The following is a 17162-nucleotide window of genomic DNA, read 5'->3' as shown; positions in this document are numbered from 1 at the left end:
CGCCGACCCGCCCGCCGGCCCTCCCTCAGGAAACCGGCTCGGGAACTTCGCCGGGTCTGACCGGCACGATCTCCACACGGGTGCAGCCCACGGCTCTCAGTTCCGTGCGGCGGTGCTTCGCGGACCGCTTGTCGTACCTGCCCGCGGACGCCTGCGGGGTGCCGTCCGGGTCGGTCCAAAGGAGACTGTAGTTCTGCATCGCGCTCGTCATAGGGATCATCGTTTCCCCGCCCCCGGCAGCCGTAAGCACGCCGAGTCGCCCGTGGACGATCACGCCGCCGCCGAGGGGCGTGGCGGCAGCCGACAGGCAGGTGGGCAGGCAGGTGGGCAGGCAGGCCGTGTTCTGCCCGGCTGAACACGCTCGGCCGCCGCGGACCGGCCGCGTCAGCGGCGGGAACGGGTACGGCTCCGCGCCGGCAAGAACGCCGGCCCGGAGCCGTAGGCGAAAGCGCGTGACAACGCAGCCGACCATGCCGGCATTCCCGTCCCCCTCACCGGCCGGACGGGCGCGCTGTCAGCCTTGGCGGGCCTTGAAGCGGGGGTTCTGCTTGTTGACGACGAAGACCACGCCCCGGCGGCGGACCACCTGGGCCCCCGGTCTCGATTTCAGCGAACGCAGCGACTTACGTACCTTCATGGTCTGCTTCCTCCTGTTCGGACGACGGCCCGCGGTCAGGGCCGGGCCGTGGCTGCGCGGCCGTAGCGGCGCTCGAACCGCTCCACCCGCCCAGCGGTGTCCACGACCCTCGAGGTCCCGGTGTAGAACGGGTGACTGGCCGATGAGATGTCGACATCGATCAGCGGATAGGTGTTGCCGTCCTCCCACTCGATCGTCCGGGCCGAGGCCGCCGTGGAGCGGGTGAGGAAGAGGGCGTTCGCGGCGCGGTCACGGAAGGCGACCAGCCGGGATTCGGGATGGATGCGGGGCCTCATGGGGTTTCCTTCCTTATGGCTGTATGGCTGTCCGCCCGGGGCGGAAGCGTGGTCCAGCGTTCCTCGCGGAAGGCGATGCGCTTCCCGGCGAGCGGGTCGTACTTGCGGCAGAACGAGCCGGTCGGGGTCGTTGCGGCGGTTCTAGCGCGTCACGCAGGTGACGCCGGTCCCGGCCGTCGACTTCGGCGTGACGACGGGACGCATGCTGTTGCGCGCCATGAGGTCCTCCTCTCACCCACACCCCGGATGACCGGAGCATGTCAGTCACATGCTCTGGAACAACCGCCCCGGCCACCTCATTCCCGACCAACGGGGCTATGCCGCTCAGCTTTCGAACACGCCCAGCCACTCCCCCACCGTGAGCGCCACGGAGGCAGCCACCAGCAAGGAGATGCCGATGCCGCCAATTACATAGGTTGGCCATGGCAGCGCCTGCGGCAAGCCGCCAGTTGCCTCACGCCTGTGCGCAACCCGGAAGCGCCAGAGGAGCAAAGCCACGCCCGACAGGCAGAGGACCGCGCCCCCGAGCTGCATCAACTTCAGGCTCCATTGAAGAAGGGCGAGAAGCGCGGTTGAGATCAGCAGCCCCATGGCCACTCCTCCAATTCGTAGCCGATGGGGAACCCCCGGTGGCGAACGGGCACCGCACAGCACAACGGCCTCTGACTGTTCCGCCTGGTCAGGGGCCGTTCATGTGCGGTGCCCCGCCGGTGGGACGGCGGATCAGCGCAGTCCGGCGAACAGATCGTTCTCAGGTATGGCCGCGCCGGTGGCGTCCTGGACACGTACGAAGGTCTCCGTGCCCATCAACTCGCCGAACCTCTCCTTGCCCATCTTGAGGAAGAAGATGTTCTCGCCCTGACTGGCGTGGGCGGCCAGCGCGTCGAACTTCTGACCGCTGAACGCGATGGTGTCCACCCACGTGCTGATCTCATCGTCGGGCAGGCCGATCTCGGCCATCGCGGCGGCCTCGGCAGGATCGGGCTCCGGCATGTCCTCATGAAACTCGCGCATGGTCTCGCCGAACCGCTGCATCATCGAGCGGGGCATCGTGGTCCAGTACACCTTCGGTGTCAGCGCGGTCATCTCCAGCGCCGCCATCGTGATGCGGTGGGCCTGGATGTGATCGGGGTGGCCGTAGAAGCCGTTCTCGTCGTAGGTGACGACCACATCAGGTCGGTAGAGCCGCATGAGTTCCGCGAGTCGGGCCGCGCCCTCTTGCACGGGGGTCTGCCAGAAGGATCCGGGGGCGTCGTTGCTCGGCCAGCCCATCATCCCGGAGTCGGCATAGTCCAGCAGCTCCAGATCGCTGATCTTCAGGACCTCACAGCTCGCCTCGAGTTCCTGACGGCGCATCAAGGCGACCGCCGCCGGATCGTGCCCGGGATCGCCGGGCTTGACACCCCCCGGTCCGTCACCGCAACCGCCGTCGGTACACGTCACGAGAACCGTGCGGATGCCTTCCGCCGCGTACCGCGCGAGGACCCCTCCGGTTCCGGTGGCCTCGTCGTCGGGGTGAGCGTGTACTGCCATGAGCGTCAAGGGCCGGTCAGTCATGAAACAGTCCTCCTGCAGAAATATGTCTTGGTCCGAGTGCGCGGCGGGCGTACCGCGATCCCAGGGCCCGGATCCTCTCGGGGCGGACGACTCTGTGGTCTCCCCGTTCCCCGCCCGTGCGGCGCCGGTCCCTCGGTCGATGCAACCGTGCCGACCCGTCCGGCTGTTCCCGGCGCGACCCGCAATCGAAGCGAGTCCAGGTGTCGTCCCCATGGCTGAAGAGCACCACCGGCCACTCCTCGGGGGTGCCGTGGGTGCCAGCAGTACAGGTCAGTGCTGCCGTCCGCTCCCCAGGGGACCTCGGTTCCGTCTGCCCGCTCACACCGAGGTGGTCGATGACTTGGGCGAGCGTGGGAGCCGGACGTCCCCGGGGCTGATCGTGCGCCCCCGCTCGGCCCCCGAGGGCCGTATCTCACCGATGGCCCGGGTGACGGTGGAGCGGTCCACGCTGAACCGGCAGGCCGGCACGTCGTGCAAACCCGTGGCGGAGGTGGACGAGCGTGGCTGGAAGCCGGTCAGCGAACACGAGCGTGGCCTGGCGCCGTTCGTGCCGCAAAGGGCCCACCTCGGCTACGAGTTCAGCGATAGCTGCGGCCGACAAGCCCATGATCCTCCGGCCGCCGACGAGTGCTTCACGCGTCGCGTTCCCCACCGCGCAATCATGATCAACGATCAGACTCGACGTGTCAGCACCTGTTGTGGGAAGTCCGCAGCAGGTGGGCCCATTCACCGTGAGGTGAACGGGCCCCTTCGCGCGCTGCGCATGCTCATGCGCGGGTTGCGTGTTCACGCGGCACCCGCGTTATTACAGGGCGGCCTTCTTCGCGCCGGAGAACGCGGCGAACGCGCCGATGGCGAGAAACAGGAAGGTCATCGCGTCGGCCGTCTCGCTCCAGCCCTCGGTCAGCAGGTCGAAGTGCTCGGTGAACAGCGAGGTCGCGGAGACGTCGAGCTCGTCGGCGCCGATCATCGCGATGCCGATGAGCTGGCCGAGGTAGACCGCGCCCAGCGACAGCAGGGCGCTCACCACGGGCAGGACCGGGTTGGTGCCACCGATCTTGCCGGCCGCAAAGCCGATGAGGAAACCGACGCCGACGGCCGCGTAGCCGATCTCGTACTCGGTCGCGCCGACGATCGCGCCGTAGATACCAGCGGTGACCAGGGCCACGACGACGGCGACGACCAGGCCCAGGGCGAGGTTGTTGCGGGCCGGCGCGGCAGCGGGCGTGAACGGGGCCTGGGGAGATGGGGCGGCACCGGGCTGCTGGGCATAGGGGTTGCCGTCGGTGGGCTGCGGGGCGGCGGCGGGCTGCTGGGCGAACGGGTTGCCTTCGGACGGCGGCGGAGCTGACTGGGTCATGACAGGATCCCCCCATGGGACTGATGCGACGCGTGGTGTGGTGTGTGCGCACGAGTGTGCGGCAAGACGCCGAAGACTAGCAGGCGCGGCGACCCTCTTCACCAGGGATTACGCGGGCATTTCGGATGGGGATCGGCCAGCGGGTCCGCGCCGGAGGGGTGCGGGAATCCGCCAGGAACTCCGCCGGGAGTCCGTGGGAAATCGGCGCGGCAGTCAGAGCGGAACAGGCTCTTGCCGATGCATCCGCAAACGGCCCGCTTGTCCCCATGTTCCACAGGTTCCAGCGCGGGTTGCGACAGGAACAAGGGGGTTCGGAAAATGCCCCGAAACGCCGAGGTCGCAGTGCACACCGACCGGGCTCGCCCCGAAGACACCGAGACAGGCCACGGCGGAGTACCGCCTCATCAGTTCGCCGACCGCGCTGAAGGTGCCCCTGGCCGCCATCCGCCGGATCCGTGAACCGCCCTCCCTGGAGGCGGTGTTCAGGCCTGACCGATCACCTGCGGCTCCCTCCGGCACCCAGAACCGGCGGAGGGCATCCGCGCGCTGCCCGTCGACAAGGACCGCAGCTCGCGCCGGGCCGGCGACGCCGGGGAGGCCTCGTCGGCGAGGCGGCTGCGCCCCAGCGCGCAGTGACGGACTCAGTCCGGGCTCGTCCGGGATATTGACGTGTCGGCGACAACGGTGGCTTGATGAACAGCACGCAACCAATGGGAGCGCTCCCATACACGCGTACCGCACTCCCGTTCCCACTCCCGCCCCACTTCGGGAAGGACACCCCGTGCGCAGCAGATGCCACCCCCTCCTCGCCACTTTCCTGGCCGCCCTGCTCGTCTTCGCCGCCGGTCTCGGCCTGGCCGGTGCCCCGTCCGCCGCGGCCGCGACCCCGGTACGGATCATGCCGCTCGGCGATTCCATCACCGGCTCCCCGGGCTGCTGGCGCTCCCTCCTCTGGAACCAGCTGCAGAACGCCGGCTACACCGACATCGACTTCGTCGGCACACTGAACGCCCAGAGCTGCGCCCTCACACACGACGCCGACAACGAAGGCCACGGGGGCTTCCAGGCCACCGCCACAGCCGACCAGAACCTGTTGCCCGGATGGCTGGCGGCAACCCGGCCAGACATCGTTGTCATGCACTTCGGCACAAACGACGTCTGGAGCAGCATCGCGCCGGACACCATCCTCGCCGCGTACACCAAGCTGGTCGGCCAGATGCGGGCCAGCAACCCGGCGATGAAGGTGCTGGTCGCCCAGCTCATCCCGATCAATCCGAGCAGCTGCGCCGAGTGTGCCGCTCGTACAGTGGCCTTCAACCAGCGTATTCCGGCCTGGGCCGACGGCATCACCACCGCGCAGTCGCCGGTAACCGTCGTCGACCAGTGGACGGGCTTCGACACGGCCACGGACACCTACGACGGCGTCCACCCCAACGCCTCGGGCGACGCCAAGATGGCGGCCCGCTGGTACCCGGCGCTGTCGGCCCTGCTCACCCCGGGTGACCCAGGGGACCCCGGGGACCCCGGGAGCGGTGGCTGCTCGGCGGCTTTCCGGGCGGTGTCGGTGTGGCAGGGCGGCTATCAGGGTGAGGTGACGGTCACCAACAGCTCGTCCACGGCGGCGATCTCCTCCTGGGCGGTGACCCTCGCATTCCCTACGGGCAGCCAGCTCACCCAGGTCTGGAACGGCACGCTGACCGGGACGACGGTGCGCAACGCCGGGTGGAACGGCACGGTGACGGCGGGGGCGAGCACCACCTTCGGCTTCCTCGCGAGGACGCCGGCTGCGGCGGGCACGCCTTCGGTGACCGCCACGTGTTCGGCGTCCTAAGACTGCCCGGTGGGCGGCGGGATGTTCTCGGAGCATCGCCGCAACGGTGGCCACCGCCCTGCCCCGGACCGCCGCCCGCGCCCGGTCACGCTTGCAGGCCGAAAGCGCCATGTGTCAGGGGAACACGGGCGTCACCACTGGTCCGCAGTCGGCACCGCAGCCGGAATCGGTCCACAGCGCCAGGCCGACGACCAGGACGAGCACGGCGAGGACCAGCACATAGAGGAGGCGCCAGGGCAGTTCCAGCGCGTCGGGGCCCCAGAGCAGCGATCTGCCGACGATCAGCATGAGGACGGCAACAGGCAGGAGCAGTCCTCCCAGAACACCCAGCAGTGCCGAAAACACCAACAGTCTCCCTCGATGAACGCGGTGAGCGACCGGAGCCGAGCACAGCAACACCACTGCGACATCAAAGATGTCGCCTGTGCCGGCAGCGCGGTTCCCAGAACTCACGTGCGACGACGAATCACCCCGAGGACTGAACCACCGTGGGGAGTTGGGATGCGGCGGGCGGTGGTCCGGCGACTGGTTCGGTAGCGGCCAGGGGTCGTTCCGATGATGTCGGTGAACGCTGCGATGAAGCTGCTGGGGTTGGCCCAGCCGCAGGCGTAGGCGGTTCGGGTGGTGTCGTGGCCGTCGGCGAGGAGCACGAGTGCGTGGTGGATGCGTAGCTGCGTGCGCCATTCATAGAAGGTCATGCCGAGTTCGTTGCGAAACAGTCGGCTGAGGGTGCGGGGGCTGGCCCCGATCGTCCTCCCGAGTTCGGCCAGCGTGGCGTTGTCCGCCGGCTTCTCGTACAGCATCCGGGCAATGGCTTGCAGTCGGTCGTCCCGTGGCTCCGGCAGGTGCAGGGGCTGTTCGTGTGCTTCGCGGAGTTCGTCGACGAGGACTCGAAGGAGGCGAGAGCGCGCGGAGCGGCTGTAGTCGGGTGCGGCGTCGGCGTAGTTGCGGGGGCCGGTCAGGGCGAGCAGGACCTCGCGGGCGAGGTCGGAGGCCAGGAACACGGCGGGATGGTCCGGTACGAGCCGGGCGAGGGACGGCGCGAGAAAGACGATCCGCATATCGGTGTCGCCGTGAGCGCGGTGGTGGTGCGTGAACCCGGCGGGGGTCCAGGCGACCCGGTTGGCGGGAACGATCGACGTGCCGCGCTCGGTGCGAACTGTCAATACGCCACTGGCTGCGTACACGAGGTGTCCCCGTGCGTGCGACTGCACTGCGCTTGTTTCGCCGGATGGCCAGAGGTGGCGCCCGCCGGACGGCCACACATGTGACGTCACACCGGCGCTCCGGGGAGGTTGGCGGCGAACAGGCATCAGTTGGCATTCTATCGGCAGCCGGCCACGCCCTCATCTGGTGACACTGCTCCATGCGGAGTGGTCTTCAGTCGCGCAGAGCGCCCGACCGATCCACATGTCATCGAGGCAGCGTGCCTCGGTACCGCGGCTCGACAGAAGAGGGAGAAACCCATGGCGACGTTCGTCCTCGTGCCCGGCGGCTGGCACGGCTCCTGGTCGTTCGAGGCGGTGACTCCGCTGCTGGAGCGTGCCGGTCATGCCGTTCACGCCCTGACCCTGACCGGTCTGCGGTCGGACGACGACCACGTGACGGTCGCGACCGCCAACCTCGACACGCACGCCGGCGACGTATTGCGGCTCCTCGATCGCGCCCACATCACCAGCGCGACGCTGGTCGGCCACAGCTACGGCGGGATGGTGATCGCCGCCGCCGCCGATCGCGCTGGCGGCCGGATCTCACGACTGGTGCACCTCGACGCCTACGTACCGCGCGATGGCGAGTCGTGCTGGTCGTCGACGACCGAGCGCTACCGGGAAGCGTTCGCTGCCGGCGCTGCGACCACCGGCTACGCCGTCCGACCCCCGGACGGCGGCGATCCCCGCCGCCGTCCCCATCCCCTCGCCTCGTTCTTGCAGACGATCCGGCTCACAGGCACGCTCGCCCAGGTCCCCCGTCGGGAGTTCGTCTACTGCTCGGGATGGGAAGACCGGACGCCGTTCGCTGAACTCCGCACCCGGCTCCAGGCCGACCCCGGTTGGCAGGTCCACGACCTGCCAACCGGCCACGACGCGATGCATGAGGCCCCGGGGGCGGTCGCTGCACTACTGCTCGGCGAATGCGTCGCGGATGAGTAGTTGTCGACGATCGGTCGGGGGAGCTTCAGGTCACCCTCAGCGGCACAGGTGGCTACTCGAACGGAGGGGGGCGGGTGGATGCTCGGTGGGCGTCCCAGTCGGCGCGGCCGCCGACGCCCAGGACGCCGACGTCACCGGCCAGCTCCGTCGGCGACAGCCGGCGCAGCTCACGCCGTGCGAGGTGGGTGACGATCGCTGGGAAGGCAGGCCTCAACGGCTGGCACCAGCGGAGCCACGGGGGTGCGTAGATGTGACGGGCGCGGCGGGTGATGCCGGCGGTCAGCCAGTCGGCCACCTGGTCGGGGCTGTGGACGCGCTGTGCGAAGCGGGGCTGATTGCGGCGCAGGGCCTGCAGGACGGGATGGTCGCTGATGCCGGTGACCATGTCGGTTCCGGTCCAGTGAAGGTAGGCGATTCCGACCGTGATGCCCTCGGATTCCACCTCGCCACGCAGAGCCAGCGCGAACGACTCCGCACCGGCTTTGGAAGCACAGTAGGCGCTCATCATCGGGGCGGAGCCGAAGGCGGCGGTGGAGGCGATCTGGAGGAAGTAGCCGCGGGTGTCGGCGAGCTGGGGCAGGAACGACCTGGCGGTGTTGGCGGATCCGGTGAGGTTGACGTCGACGACCCGCTGCCAGAGGTCGGCCGGGGTGCGGACGAAGGGACCTCCGGTGGCGATGCCGGCATTGGCCACGACCACGCTCGCCCGGCCCAGCGTTCCGCTGACCTGCCGGGCCGCCCGGTCCAGGGCTGCGGAATCGGTGACGTCGGCTTCGATGCAGACGCTCCGGTTGGGCATGGAGGCAGCCGCCCGGCGGAGCGATTCCTCCTCGCGACCGACCAGCGCCACGAGCATCCCGGCGCTGGACAGGCGTCGCGCGAGGGCTTCACCGACCCCACGAGCGGCACCGGTGACGACCGCGACCCGCCCGCTCAGCGGCGTTTCGTGCCTACCGTGGCGCCGACCGGCACCGGGAGTCTCGCGCATCGGCCCTCGTTCCTTCCATGCCACCGACCGGCCACCGACCAGCCACCGACCAGCCACCGAACCTCCGCTTGCCTCCGCCGACGGCAGTCCTACCGGTGTACCCGGCGGAACCTCGCATACGGGTCTACGGGTCTTCTGACCCGTACAGCCTCATTCCTGCACGATGCGGCGACGGCCGCCACACGTGCGCGGCAGCGTGGGCCGAGTCCTCGTTCCGGCCGGCCGGGCGAGCGGACGGGCGGGCGAGTGGGCGAGCGGGCGGGCCTTCCGACTGCGCGAGCCGCTCGCGCAGTCGGAGACGGTTCGGAGACTGTCTCGTCCTGCCCGAGCCGACGCCCCTCCTGCCACGTCGTGCCGCAGAAGGGGCGAGCCAGGTCCCCGCCGGTCGGCACGGTGCCGGGGTGGCCGTCCGGCCGTCCGGGCCGTGCTTTGCGGGCGGCCGTCAGGCGGGAAGCAGTGCGTCCCCGCCGAGGATGTGCCGTTCGGCGGCGCTGGCCTGCGGAATCCATTCCGGGGCCACAGCCGCGTAGGTGGCGACGTCGTGCCAGACACCCTGGGTGTTGAACAGTTGGCGAAGCGTGGCCTCGGGGTGCAGACCCGCCGCGAGCATCACGTCGCGCATTCGGGCGTGATCCAGCGGCCCGACGCCACCGGGCGGCCCAGCAGGATGCGCCGCGCGGTGTCGGTGACCAGGGCGCCGCCGAGCATCACACCACTGGCCAACTGCGGCCAGCTGGACAGGGTGCGGCCGATCCGGCCGGGCGCATCGGTCATGACGGGGCTGAGGCGGCTCTCGTCACAGACCTGAAGCAGGTACGCCATGGCACCCGCCGGGTCGAGACCGCGTACTTCCCGCGCGGTCAGCTCACCTCCGCGGCCGTGGAAGAGGGGTCGGTCCGGCTCTTCGTCGAGCGCTCGACGTCCAGCAGCCCTCGGTCGTTGGCATCCATGAGGACGGGAACACGACGGGCACGGGCATGCTCGCGCGCGGCGACCTTGAATGGGTCGGCGCCGACCCCCCGAGCCTCGGCGCCACTGTTCGACGCACCGCCTCTTGACGAGTCGTCATGCACTCCGTAGCGTCGCGCGTGCCCGTACATGGACATGACTGCGATTCACATCCGAAGACGATGACGCGGTGGGAAGGACGGCCATGCTGCAGCGCCGTGTTGTGGTGTCAGGGGGCGGAACCGGCATCGGACTGGCGACCGCACGCAGGTTCGCCGCCGACGGGGACCGTGTCGTCCTGCTCGGCCGGCGCGAGGACGTGCTGCGCAAGGCTGCCGAGGAGTTGAACGACGCCCACGGCGAGTCGACGGCCGGCTGGTACGCGGCCGACCTCTCGGACCCCGAACAGGTAGGCGGAGCAGTCGAGTTCATCACCGCGGACGAGACACCACTCGGGGTTCTGGTCGCCAACGCCGGCGGCAACGTCGCTCCTTCGCACGACGGCTCGCTCGCCGCGATCGCCGACAGCTACCGCCGCAACTTCGACGCCAACGTCCTGACCGCCGTTCTCCTCACCGAGGCTCTGCTCCCCCACATGCGCCGACCAGGGGGCCGCATCATCCAGCTCTCCTCGATCGCGTCCTTGCGGGGCGCCGGCTCCTACGGCGGTTCGAAGGGCTGGATCAACAGCTACACGTACGACCTCGCCCAGCGGCTCGGCCCCGAAGGCATCACCGCGAACGCGGTCGCCCCGGGATTCGTCGCCGACACCGAGTTCTTCGGAGACCGCGCCACACCGGACTTCGTCGCCTCCCGGGTCGCCCAGTCCCTGACGGGCCGCGCCGGCCTGCCGTCGGAGATCGCCGCCGCCGTCCACTACGTGGCTTCGCCCGAGGCCGCGTACATGACGGGGCAACTGCTGCACATCAACGGGGGCGCGGCACTGGGCCGGTGAAGCTCGTCTGCCGCCGAACCGCCAAGGCATGTCATGAAAGTGGCCGGTTCGGTGTGCGTGGGCGGCGTTGCTCGGGCGGTACCTTCCAGCACCGACCGAGCAACGCCGTCACTGTTCAGGCAGGGGCAGGTGCCCCATCGCCTTCCGGCTGACGAAGCGGACATACGCAGGGCGTGGTGGGCGTGGTGGGCGTGGTGGGCGTGGTCGCGCATCGGCCAGTCAGCGCGCCGCCCGACGGCGACGAGCAGGGTGAGGAGCCTCTGCGGCTGCTCGACCGCCAGGTGCAGCTTGGCGGTCAACCCGCCGCTCGGGCGGGCGGGTCCGTGATCGTCGGGTCCGGCGAAGTCACACCGGGAAGTTCCTCCTGCGGCTCCCCCGTCATGCGCGGCGGCAGCATGCCGCCAGGTCCGCGTCGCTCGCGCCACGGTCCCAGCAGGGCCCCGACCCGGCCCCCTCGGTCTCTGCCGTGCGCTGACGTCCCACCGAAGTCACGACGCGCCGGCACCCAGTGGGGGTGCGAACGCAAGCGGACGACGTGGCGGATCTATTGACGTCACTCGTCAACTCTCATAGTTTTCCATCGCCTTGGCAGTTTGAAACGATTCAATACCATTGCCGAGGCTCGCTGTGTGCTGCCGTCGAACCGGTCGTCGTCCACCCACCACAGGCATGCGCCCGGACCGGGAGCCGCCGTCCGAACCCACCGCTCAGCCCGGCCGTCCTGCTTCGCCTGACCCGCGAGAAGGAGTACTCCGTTGGCAAGCCAGACCACTCCCCCCACCCCCGACTCGCCCGCGCACCCCGAACAACCCCCGTTCAGTCGACGCCACTTCCTCGGCACGGCGTCGGCGCTGGCTGCGGGTGTCATCGCGACGGGAGCCGCCGGCCACGCACAGGCGGCCACCGGCGCACCGCGCGCCGAGCCCGTCGAGCTGTCCCGGGCCCATTGGATCTGGTACCCGGAAGGGAATCCCGGCACCGACGCCCCCACCGGACACCGCTACTTCCGTACCGCTTTCACCGTCGCGGAGGGCGAGGTGACCGACGCACAGCTCGTCGTCACCGGCGACGACACCGTCGATGTGTGGCTCAACGGGAAGCCGCTGGCCGGCTCGCCCAGAGTCGCCCGTTCCTGGCGCAACGCGCTGTACGTGGATCTGCGGTCGGCCGTGACCACGGGGAGCAACACCATCGCACTGGCAAGCCGGAACCAGGGCGGCTCGGCCGGGGTCATCGGACGGCTGCGCGTCGTGACCACCGGTGGCACGACCGATGTCGTCACCGACGGGCGCTGGGTCGCGGGCAAGGCCGTGTCCTCGGGATGGGAACAGCCCGGCTCCGGTGTCGAAGGCTGGCCGGCCGCCCGCGATCTCGGCGCCTACGGAACGGCACCCTGGTACGCCGGGGTCGCCGCCCCCGATCTCGCCGCGCCTTCACCGCTGAGCGTGGACGCCTGCACCGTGGAGCGTCGCGCCAGCCCGCTGGGCGTGGACGCAGCACACCCGCGCTTCGGCTGGGTCCTCGACTCGACGGAGCAGCAGCAGCGCCAGGGCGGCTACCGGATCCAGGTCTCGTCCACGGCCCGGGGCTCCGGCGACCTGTGGGACAGCGGCCGGGTCCCGTCCGACCGGCAGATCGACATCGCCTACGCAGGCAAGCCCCTGAAGAGCCTGACCCGCTATTTCTGGCGGATGTGTGTCTGGGACGTCCAGGGCCGGGCGGCCTCGTGGAGCAAGCCGCAGTGGTTCGAGACCGGGCTGCTGTCGGCCGCGGACGAGTGGTCCGCCGCGTTCATCGGGCGGCCGCCCGGCCCTGATCTGTCGGGGGCCACCTGGATCTGGTACCCGGAGGGCGATCCCGCGGCCGGAGTACCCGCCGCCACCCGCTTCTTCCGGCGCACCTTCGGCTTGACCGATGTCCCCGCCGTCGCGAGCCTGATCGTGACCGGGGACGACACCGCCGATGTCTGGGTCAACGGGGCTCCGGTGAGCACCTCAAGACGAGTGACCGACTCGTGGAAGAGCGCCGCACTGGTCGATGTCACCGCGCACCTTCGCAGCGGCGACAACACGATCGCCGTCGCGAGCCGGAACACGAGCCGGTCCCCGGCCGGCGTCATCGCCAAACTCCTGGTGCCCGACGGCCCGGCCGTGGTGACGGACGGATCGTGGAAGGCGCACCAGGACGCGCCCTCAGGGTGGGAAGCCCCCGGATACGACGACGGGGCCTGGCCCGCGGCACGCGCGGTCGCCTCGTACGGTGCCGGCCCATGGGGATCCGGCGTCCGGGTCGTCGGGCCGGCCCCGCTCCTGCGCAAGAGCTTCACCGTGCGTGGGCGGGTCGCCTCGGCACGGCTGCTGACCACCGCGCTCGGTCTGCACGAGACCCGATTCAACGGTGCGAAGGTCGGCGACGACGTGCTGGCCCCCGGGTGGACCGACTACACCAAGCGCGTGCAGTACAAGGTGTTCGACGTCACCGCGCACGTCCGGCGGGGAGCGAACGCGCTCGGCGCGTGGCTCGGCAACGGCTGGTTCTCCGGCAGTCTGGGCTTCGCCGGCAACCAGCGCTACGGCACTCAGCCGTTCTACGCGGCGCAGCTGCTCATCACATTCACCGACGGATCCACTCAACTGGTGACGACGGACAGCAGTTGGAAGACCGGCACAGGCGCCATCACGGCGGACGATCTGTACCACGGCGAAACCTACGACGCGCGTCTGCACACCGAAGGCTGGGACTCGGCCGGCTTCGACGACAGCGACTGGGCGGCCGTCGTCGTGCACGACGGACCCACTCCCCCACTGGTGGCCCAGGTCGACAACGGTGTCACCGTCCAGCACGAGTTCCGCTCCGTGTCGATCACCCAGCCACAACCGGGGGTGTGGATCTTCGACCTGGGGCAGAACTTCACCGGCTGGAACCGCATCGCGGTCCGCGGTGACGCCGGCACCATGGTCACCGTCCGGCACGGGGAGGTCCTCAACCCCGACGGCACGCTCTACACCACGAACCTGCGCGCCGCCCAGGCCACCGACTGTTTCACCCTCGCCGGCACCGGGAGCGTCGAGACGTACGAGCCCCGGTTCACCGTCCACGGCTACCGTTACGTCGAACTCAGCGGACTGCCTTCCGGTTTCCGGCCCGGCGACACCACCGTCGTCGGCCGCGCGGTATGGACCGACGCCGGGCAGCCGGGCACGTTCAGCACCTCCGACGCGCTGATCAACAAGCTGCAGCACAACATCGTGTGGGGCGAGCGCAGCAACATGCTCTCGATCCCGACCGACTGCCCCCAGCGGGACGAACGCCTGGGCTGGACAGGAGACATCGCGGCCTTCTGCGCGACTTCCGCCTTCAATCTCGACACGCACGCCCTCCTGACCAAGTTCGTCGACGACCTGACGGACGCCCAGCAGGCCAACGGCGCCTTCACCGACGTCGCGCCCGCGGTCATCGCCGGTTCCGGCACTGCCGGATGGGGTGACGCGGGAACGATCATTCCCTACACGTTGTGGCAGCGCTTCGGTGACCTCACCGTCGTCGACGAGCACTTCACGGCCATGGCCAAGTGGGTCGACTATCTGCGCGACACCTCCGGCAGCGACCTGATACGCGATCAGCAGACCTTCGGCGACTGGCTGAACGTCGACGACAACACGGCTCAGGACCTCATCTGCACGGCCTACTTCGCCTGGTCGGCACGTCTGGTGTCCCGTATGGCTGCCGCCACCGGCCGCAGCGCGGAGGCCACCGCCTACGGACAGCTCGCCGACCGGGTGGCGGCGGCCTTCCGCGCCCGATTCGTCACGGACGACGGCACCGTCCGTGGCAACACCCAGACCGGTTATGTGCTGGCGCTGGCCTTCGAGTTGCTGCCCTCCTCCCTGGCCCGGCCGGCCGCGGACAAGCTCGCCGCCAAGGTCGCGGCGACGGACGGACACCTCAGCGTCGGCTTCCTCGGCGTGGAGAACCTGCTGCCCGTACTGGCCGACCACGGCCATGTCGAGACCGCCTACCGGATACTGCTGCAGCGCGGCTTCCCGGGCTGGGGATACATGATCGACCAGGGCGCCACCACGATCTGGGAACGCTGGGACGGCATCCGCCCCGACGGCTCGTTCAACGACCCGGGCATGAATTCCTTCAACCACTACGGTCTCGGCTCGGTCGGCGACTTCCTCTATCGCCAGGTCGGCGGACTCGGCCCCGCCGGCCCCGGCTACGCCTCTCTGCGCATCGCGCCACGGCCCGGCGGCGGCCTGACCTCCGCCGTCAGTACGTACGCCACTCCCTACGGCAGCGCGTCAAGCAGCTGGTCGGTCTCCGGCAGCCGGCTGAAGCTTCGTGTCACCGTCCCCGTCAACACGTTCGCCACCGTCACCGTGCCCACCCCACGGCCGGAATCGGTCGTCGCCCCGACGCAGGCCGTCCCGGCAGGCCCGGCGAGCTACCACCTGCCCGCCGGGCACTACACCTTCACCGCGACCGCCTGACCATCGCCGGCATGCGGGGACGGAGGAGCGGCGCCGTCCCCGCGCGTCCGGCCCCCGGCCCCGCCGCCCGCCGCGAGCAGACGAGTGCGGCTCTGTCCCGACCGGCCCGGCGTGGCCCGCCGTGCCGTCCGGCGGCGTCCGACCCCCGGAAGGTCGCAGAACCGTCAGAAGTCGTCCGCGCCGTTGCGGAGTTCGGGTGTCCAGTAGCCGGTGAGCGCCTTGGCGGGGTCGACGGCGACACCACCGCTGCCGGGCGCGGTGACGGCGATGACGGTCGAGTCGCCGTCGAGCACCACGGAGAACGCCGAAACGGGCTCGTTGTCCTCGTCGGTGCCGCCGTCCGACAGCTTCACCAGCGCGTAGGCCGGCTCGCCCGCCTGAAGGACGACCGGCGTGCCCGGCTTGCTCTTGGCCACGGCCGGGACGTCCTGCTTGTGGCTCTCCAGGAACTGGATGTGCGGAAAGCCCGTCAGCCGGCAGGAGTGGCCGGAGGTGTTCTTCGCCGTCAGGACGAGGTGGGTGTAGGGCGGGCCGTCCTGGGTGGCGGCGGTGATGCCGACGTCCCCCGCGGCGCAGACCGGGGTCGTGGCGGAGGCGGTGTCGGAGTCGCCTCCTCCGGTGTTGCCCGTGGATCCCCCGGCCGCGGACCCGTTCGATTCGGCCGAGTCTGCCGGGGCCGGGGTGCCGGTCGCCTGCCCCTGAGCCGCGTCGGCCGTCGCGGAGGCGGCCGTCTGCGCGGCGGAATCGGCGTCCGTGCCGTCCTGACACCCGGTGAGGGCAAGCGCGAGGACGGCCGCGCCCGCGGTGGCGAGCAGGGTGGAGCGGTGACGCAGTGCGTTCATGAGGAGGGTTCCCTGTGAGTGGTGCGGGGCCGCGGCGAGCTGCCGTCGGCCGATGTCCGGGCGATGTCCAGGTGCGGTGCTCGCGCGGTCGTCAGTTGCCCTTGCCCGGGCGGTAGTCGGACGGGAGCGTGTGGACGAACTCGCGGGGGTCGTCGTGCGCGGCCTCCAGCAGCTCGGGGACGCTGTGGTAGCCGAGTGCGTACAGGTTCCGGCCGGGGTCCCAGGTGTTGTAGGCGTACATCGCGTTGCGCTTGGTCTTCATGTGGGAGCCGGGGATGTTCAGCACGTACGCCGCGCCGTCGGCGCGCCGGGCACGCGGACGCGCGTAGGCGTAGACGTGGTGGAAACGCACGTCCGAGATCGTGCCGTCGTTCATCAGCCGGTAGGCCACGTCGCTGCACGCCTTGTGCGTCTCGGTGTGCTCCAGCCAGCCGGCGGAGAACTTGTGCGACGCGCCGGGATACCGCTCCGCGAGGGCCTCCACCTTCGTCGCGATCCGGTCCACGAGCCGGTCGTAGGCGGCGGTGCCGGAGAAGCCGTCGTCCGCGATCTTGAAGTTGATGACCTTGTCCACGCCGAGCGCCTTCGCGGAGGCCATGAACTCGGCGGTCCGGGCGGCGACGATCTTGTTGGTGCCGTCGGTGGGCCAGGAGAGGCGGTGGCTGCCCCCGGCGGCGCACGGATGCGGGTCGGCCCATGTGGTCAGCGGGCAGGGGTCGGTGTTCATGAGGCGGGCCAGATCAGGGTTCCTGCCGTCGCTGACCAGCACCAGATAGACGGGCCGCCCCGCCGCCCTGTGCTCCAGGATCGACCCGGCCAGGCCGATCGCGTCGTCGTCCTGGTGCGGCGAGTAGAAGATGGCCGGCTTGGCGGCGGCCGAGGCCGCGGGAGCCCGCACGGACTGGTGGACGACGGCCGCGGCGGTCAACGCCCCCGCTGCCAGAACGCTCCGCCTGGATACGGCGAAGGTCGGCCCATCGATGCTGTTCATCAGAGATTCCCCGTTTGACGGTCGGTGGTCCGCGCGACAGCGGACCTCGCGGGCGAGAGGAGGTCAGCCCCTCGCCCGCCGCCAGTCGATCACTCCCCGGGCCGCCGGCCC

17 protein-coding genes and 1 pseudogene are annotated in these 17162 nt (G+C 70.2%); 4 read left to right on the top strand and 14 right to left on the bottom strand.

Annotated features, from left to right (window positions below):
- Positions 1-25 precede the first annotated feature (25 nt).
- From OG933_RS42770 to OG933_RS42740, 7 genes and pseudogenes are all read right to left on the bottom strand, one after another.
- Positions 26-199 carry a hypothetical protein gene (locus OG933_RS42770; RefSeq protein ID WP_362525954.1) on the bottom strand — a complete coding sequence of 58 codons (174 nt, stop codon included), beginning with the start codon at positions 197-199 and terminating at the stop codon, positions 26-28.
- Positions 200-514: 315 nt separating this feature from the next.
- Entirely contained in the window at positions 515-637 is a 123-nt protein-coding gene (ykgO, locus tag OG933_RS42765) for a type B 50S ribosomal protein L36 (RefSeq protein WP_362525957.1), read from the bottom strand.
- Positions 638-672: 35 nt separating this feature from the next.
- A complete protein-coding gene (locus tag OG933_RS42760) occupies positions 673-933 on the bottom strand; it encodes a type B 50S ribosomal protein L31 (RefSeq protein WP_362276829.1) in 261 nt (86 codons plus the stop codon).
- A gap of 56 nt (positions 934-989) precedes the next feature.
- Positions 990-1152 (bottom strand): annotated as a pseudogene (rpmG, locus tag OG933_RS42755) (50S ribosomal protein L33); the annotation flags it as partial.
- 105 nt (positions 1153-1257) lie between these two features.
- Positions 1258-1524: a hypothetical protein gene (locus tag OG933_RS42750; RefSeq protein WP_405632752.1), complete on the bottom strand. Its 267-nt coding sequence runs from the start codon at positions 1522-1524 to the stop codon at positions 1258-1260.
- 132 nt (positions 1525-1656) lie between these two features.
- A complete protein-coding gene (locus tag OG933_RS42745; protein WP_405632750.1) occupies positions 1657-2490 on the bottom strand; it encodes a PIG-L family deacetylase in 834 nt (277 codons plus the stop codon).
- 805 nt (positions 2491-3295) lie between these two features.
- Positions 3296-3850 carry a hypothetical protein gene (locus tag OG933_RS42740; RefSeq protein ID WP_405632748.1) on the bottom strand — a complete coding sequence of 185 codons (555 nt, stop codon included), beginning with the start codon at positions 3848-3850 and terminating at the stop codon, positions 3296-3298.
- Between the two features lie 781 nt (positions 3851-4631).
- Here OG933_RS42740 and OG933_RS42735 point away from each other — a divergent pair.
- Positions 4632-5681, top strand: coding sequence for a GDSL-type esterase/lipase family protein (locus tag OG933_RS42735; protein WP_405632745.1), 1050 nt, complete (start codon positions 4632-4634; stop codon positions 5679-5681).
- A 114-nt stretch (positions 5682-5795) separates the two neighbouring features.
- Here OG933_RS42735 and OG933_RS42730 read toward each other — a convergent pair whose 3' ends face one another.
- Positions 5796-6026 (bottom strand): hypothetical protein, encoded by a 231-nt coding sequence (locus OG933_RS42730; RefSeq protein ID WP_405632743.1) that lies wholly within the window; start codon positions 6024-6026, stop codon positions 5796-5798.
- A gap of 104 nt (positions 6027-6130) precedes the next feature.
- Positions 6131-6895 carry an AraC family transcriptional regulator gene (locus OG933_RS42725; protein ID WP_405632741.1) on the bottom strand — a complete coding sequence of 255 codons (765 nt, stop codon included), beginning with the start codon at positions 6893-6895 and terminating at the stop codon, positions 6131-6133.
- Between the two features lie 252 nt (positions 6896-7147).
- Between OG933_RS42725 and OG933_RS42720 the strand changes: the two genes are divergently transcribed.
- Positions 7148-7831, top strand: coding sequence for an alpha/beta fold hydrolase (locus tag OG933_RS42720; RefSeq protein ID WP_405632739.1), 684 nt, complete (start codon positions 7148-7150; stop codon positions 7829-7831).
- Positions 7832-7883: 52 nt separating this feature from the next.
- Here OG933_RS42720 and OG933_RS42715 read toward each other — a convergent pair whose 3' ends face one another.
- From OG933_RS42715 to OG933_RS42705, 3 genes are all read right to left on the bottom strand, one after another.
- Entirely contained in the window at positions 7884-8819 is a 936-nt protein-coding gene (locus OG933_RS42715) for an SDR family oxidoreductase (RefSeq protein WP_405632736.1), read from the bottom strand.
- Positions 8820-9261: 442 nt separating this feature from the next.
- Complete coding sequence (locus OG933_RS42710) at positions 9262-9441, bottom strand: hypothetical protein (RefSeq protein WP_405632735.1); 180 nt, start codon at positions 9439-9441, stop codon at positions 9262-9264.
- The gene (locus OG933_RS42705) at positions 9429-9641 is read right to left on the bottom strand and encodes a hypothetical protein (RefSeq protein WP_405632734.1); all 213 of its coding nucleotides are present in this window, start codon (positions 9639-9641) and stop codon (positions 9429-9431) included. The genes OG933_RS42710 and OG933_RS42705 overlap by 13 nt, the downstream gene beginning before the upstream one ends.
- A 331-nt stretch (positions 9642-9972) precedes the next feature.
- On the opposite strand from OG933_RS42705, the gene OG933_RS42700 reads away from it, so the two are divergent.
- Together OG933_RS42700 and OG933_RS42695 are read left to right on the top strand one after the other, a co-directional pair.
- The gene (locus OG933_RS42700) at positions 9973-10722 is read left to right on the top strand and encodes an SDR family NAD(P)-dependent oxidoreductase (protein ID WP_405632732.1); all 750 of its coding nucleotides are present in this window, start codon (positions 9973-9975) and stop codon (positions 10720-10722) included.
- A 755-nt stretch (positions 10723-11477) separates the two neighbouring features.
- Positions 11478-15218: a family 78 glycoside hydrolase catalytic domain gene (locus OG933_RS42695; RefSeq protein ID WP_405632729.1), complete on the top strand. Its 3741-nt coding sequence runs from the start codon at positions 11478-11480 to the stop codon at positions 15216-15218.
- A gap of 164 nt (positions 15219-15382) precedes the next feature.
- Here OG933_RS42695 and OG933_RS42690 read toward each other — a convergent pair whose 3' ends face one another.
- Positions 15383-16060, bottom strand: a complete 678-nt coding sequence (locus tag OG933_RS42690; RefSeq protein WP_405632727.1) for a DUF4232 domain-containing protein — start codon at positions 16058-16060, stop codon at positions 15383-15385.
- Positions 16061-16151: 91 nt separating this feature from the next.
- Positions 16152-17051, bottom strand: coding sequence for a PIG-L deacetylase family protein (locus OG933_RS42685; RefSeq protein ID WP_405632725.1), 900 nt, complete (start codon positions 17049-17051; stop codon positions 16152-16154).
- Positions 17052-17162: the final 111 nt, after the last annotated feature.

It is taken from the genome of Streptomyces sp. NBC_00016, from assembly GCF_045040885.1.
Taxonomy (GTDB): domain Bacteria; phylum Actinomycetota; class Actinomycetes; order Streptomycetales; family Streptomycetaceae; genus Streptomyces; species Streptomyces coriariae.
The sequence above is the reverse complement of the archived record's forward strand: the minus strand, read 5'-3'. Positions and strand labels throughout refer to the sequence as shown.

What these genes read in the sequence shown, in the direction of transcription:
- OG933_RS42705 (WP_405632734.1), bottom strand. Translation starts at nt 9,641, where the DNA reads ATGGCGTACCTGCTTCAGGTCTGTGACGAGAGCCGCCTCAGCCCCGTC.
- OG933_RS42720 (WP_405632739.1), top strand. Translation starts at nt 7,148, where the DNA reads ATGGCGACGTTCGTCCTCGTGCCCGGCGGCTGGCACGGCTCCTGGTCG.
- OG933_RS42700 (WP_405632732.1), top strand. Translation starts at nt 9,973, where the DNA reads ATGCTGCAGCGCCGTGTTGTGGTGTCAGGGGGCGGAACCGGCATCGGA.
- OG933_RS42770 (WP_362525954.1), bottom strand. Translation starts at nt 199, where the DNA reads ATGCAGAACTACAGTCTCCTTTGGACCGACCCGGACGGCACCCCGCAG.
- OG933_RS42750 (WP_405632752.1), bottom strand. Translation starts at nt 1,524, where the DNA reads ATGGGGCTGCTGATCTCAACCGCGCTTCTCGCCCTTCTTCAATGGAGC.
- OG933_RS42690 (WP_405632727.1), bottom strand. Translation starts at nt 16,060, where the DNA reads ATGAACGCACTGCGTCACCGCTCCACCCTGCTCGCCACCGCGGGCGCG.
- ykgO (WP_362525957.1), bottom strand. Translation starts at nt 637, where the DNA reads ATGAAGGTACGTAAGTCGCTGCGTTCGCTGAAATCGAGACCGGGGGCC.
- OG933_RS42685 (WP_405632725.1), bottom strand. Translation starts at nt 17,051, where the DNA reads ATGAACAGCATCGATGGGCCGACCTTCGCCGTATCCAGGCGGAGCGTT.
- OG933_RS42710 (WP_405632735.1), bottom strand. Translation starts at nt 9,441, where the DNA reads ATGCGCGACGTGATGCTCGCGGCGGGTCTGCACCCCGAGGCCACGCTT.
- OG933_RS42715 (WP_405632736.1), bottom strand. Translation starts at nt 8,819, where the DNA reads ATGCGCGAGACTCCCGGTGCCGGTCGGCGCCACGGTAGGCACGAAACG.
- OG933_RS42740 (WP_405632748.1), bottom strand. Translation starts at nt 3,850, where the DNA reads ATGACCCAGTCAGCTCCGCCGCCGTCCGAAGGCAACCCGTTCGCCCAG.
- OG933_RS42745 (WP_405632750.1), bottom strand. Translation starts at nt 2,490, where the DNA reads ATGACTGACCGGCCCTTGACGCTCATGGCAGTACACGCTCACCCCGAC.
- OG933_RS42760 (WP_362276829.1), bottom strand. Translation starts at nt 933, where the DNA reads ATGAGGCCCCGCATCCATCCCGAATCCCGGCTGGTCGCCTTCCGTGAC.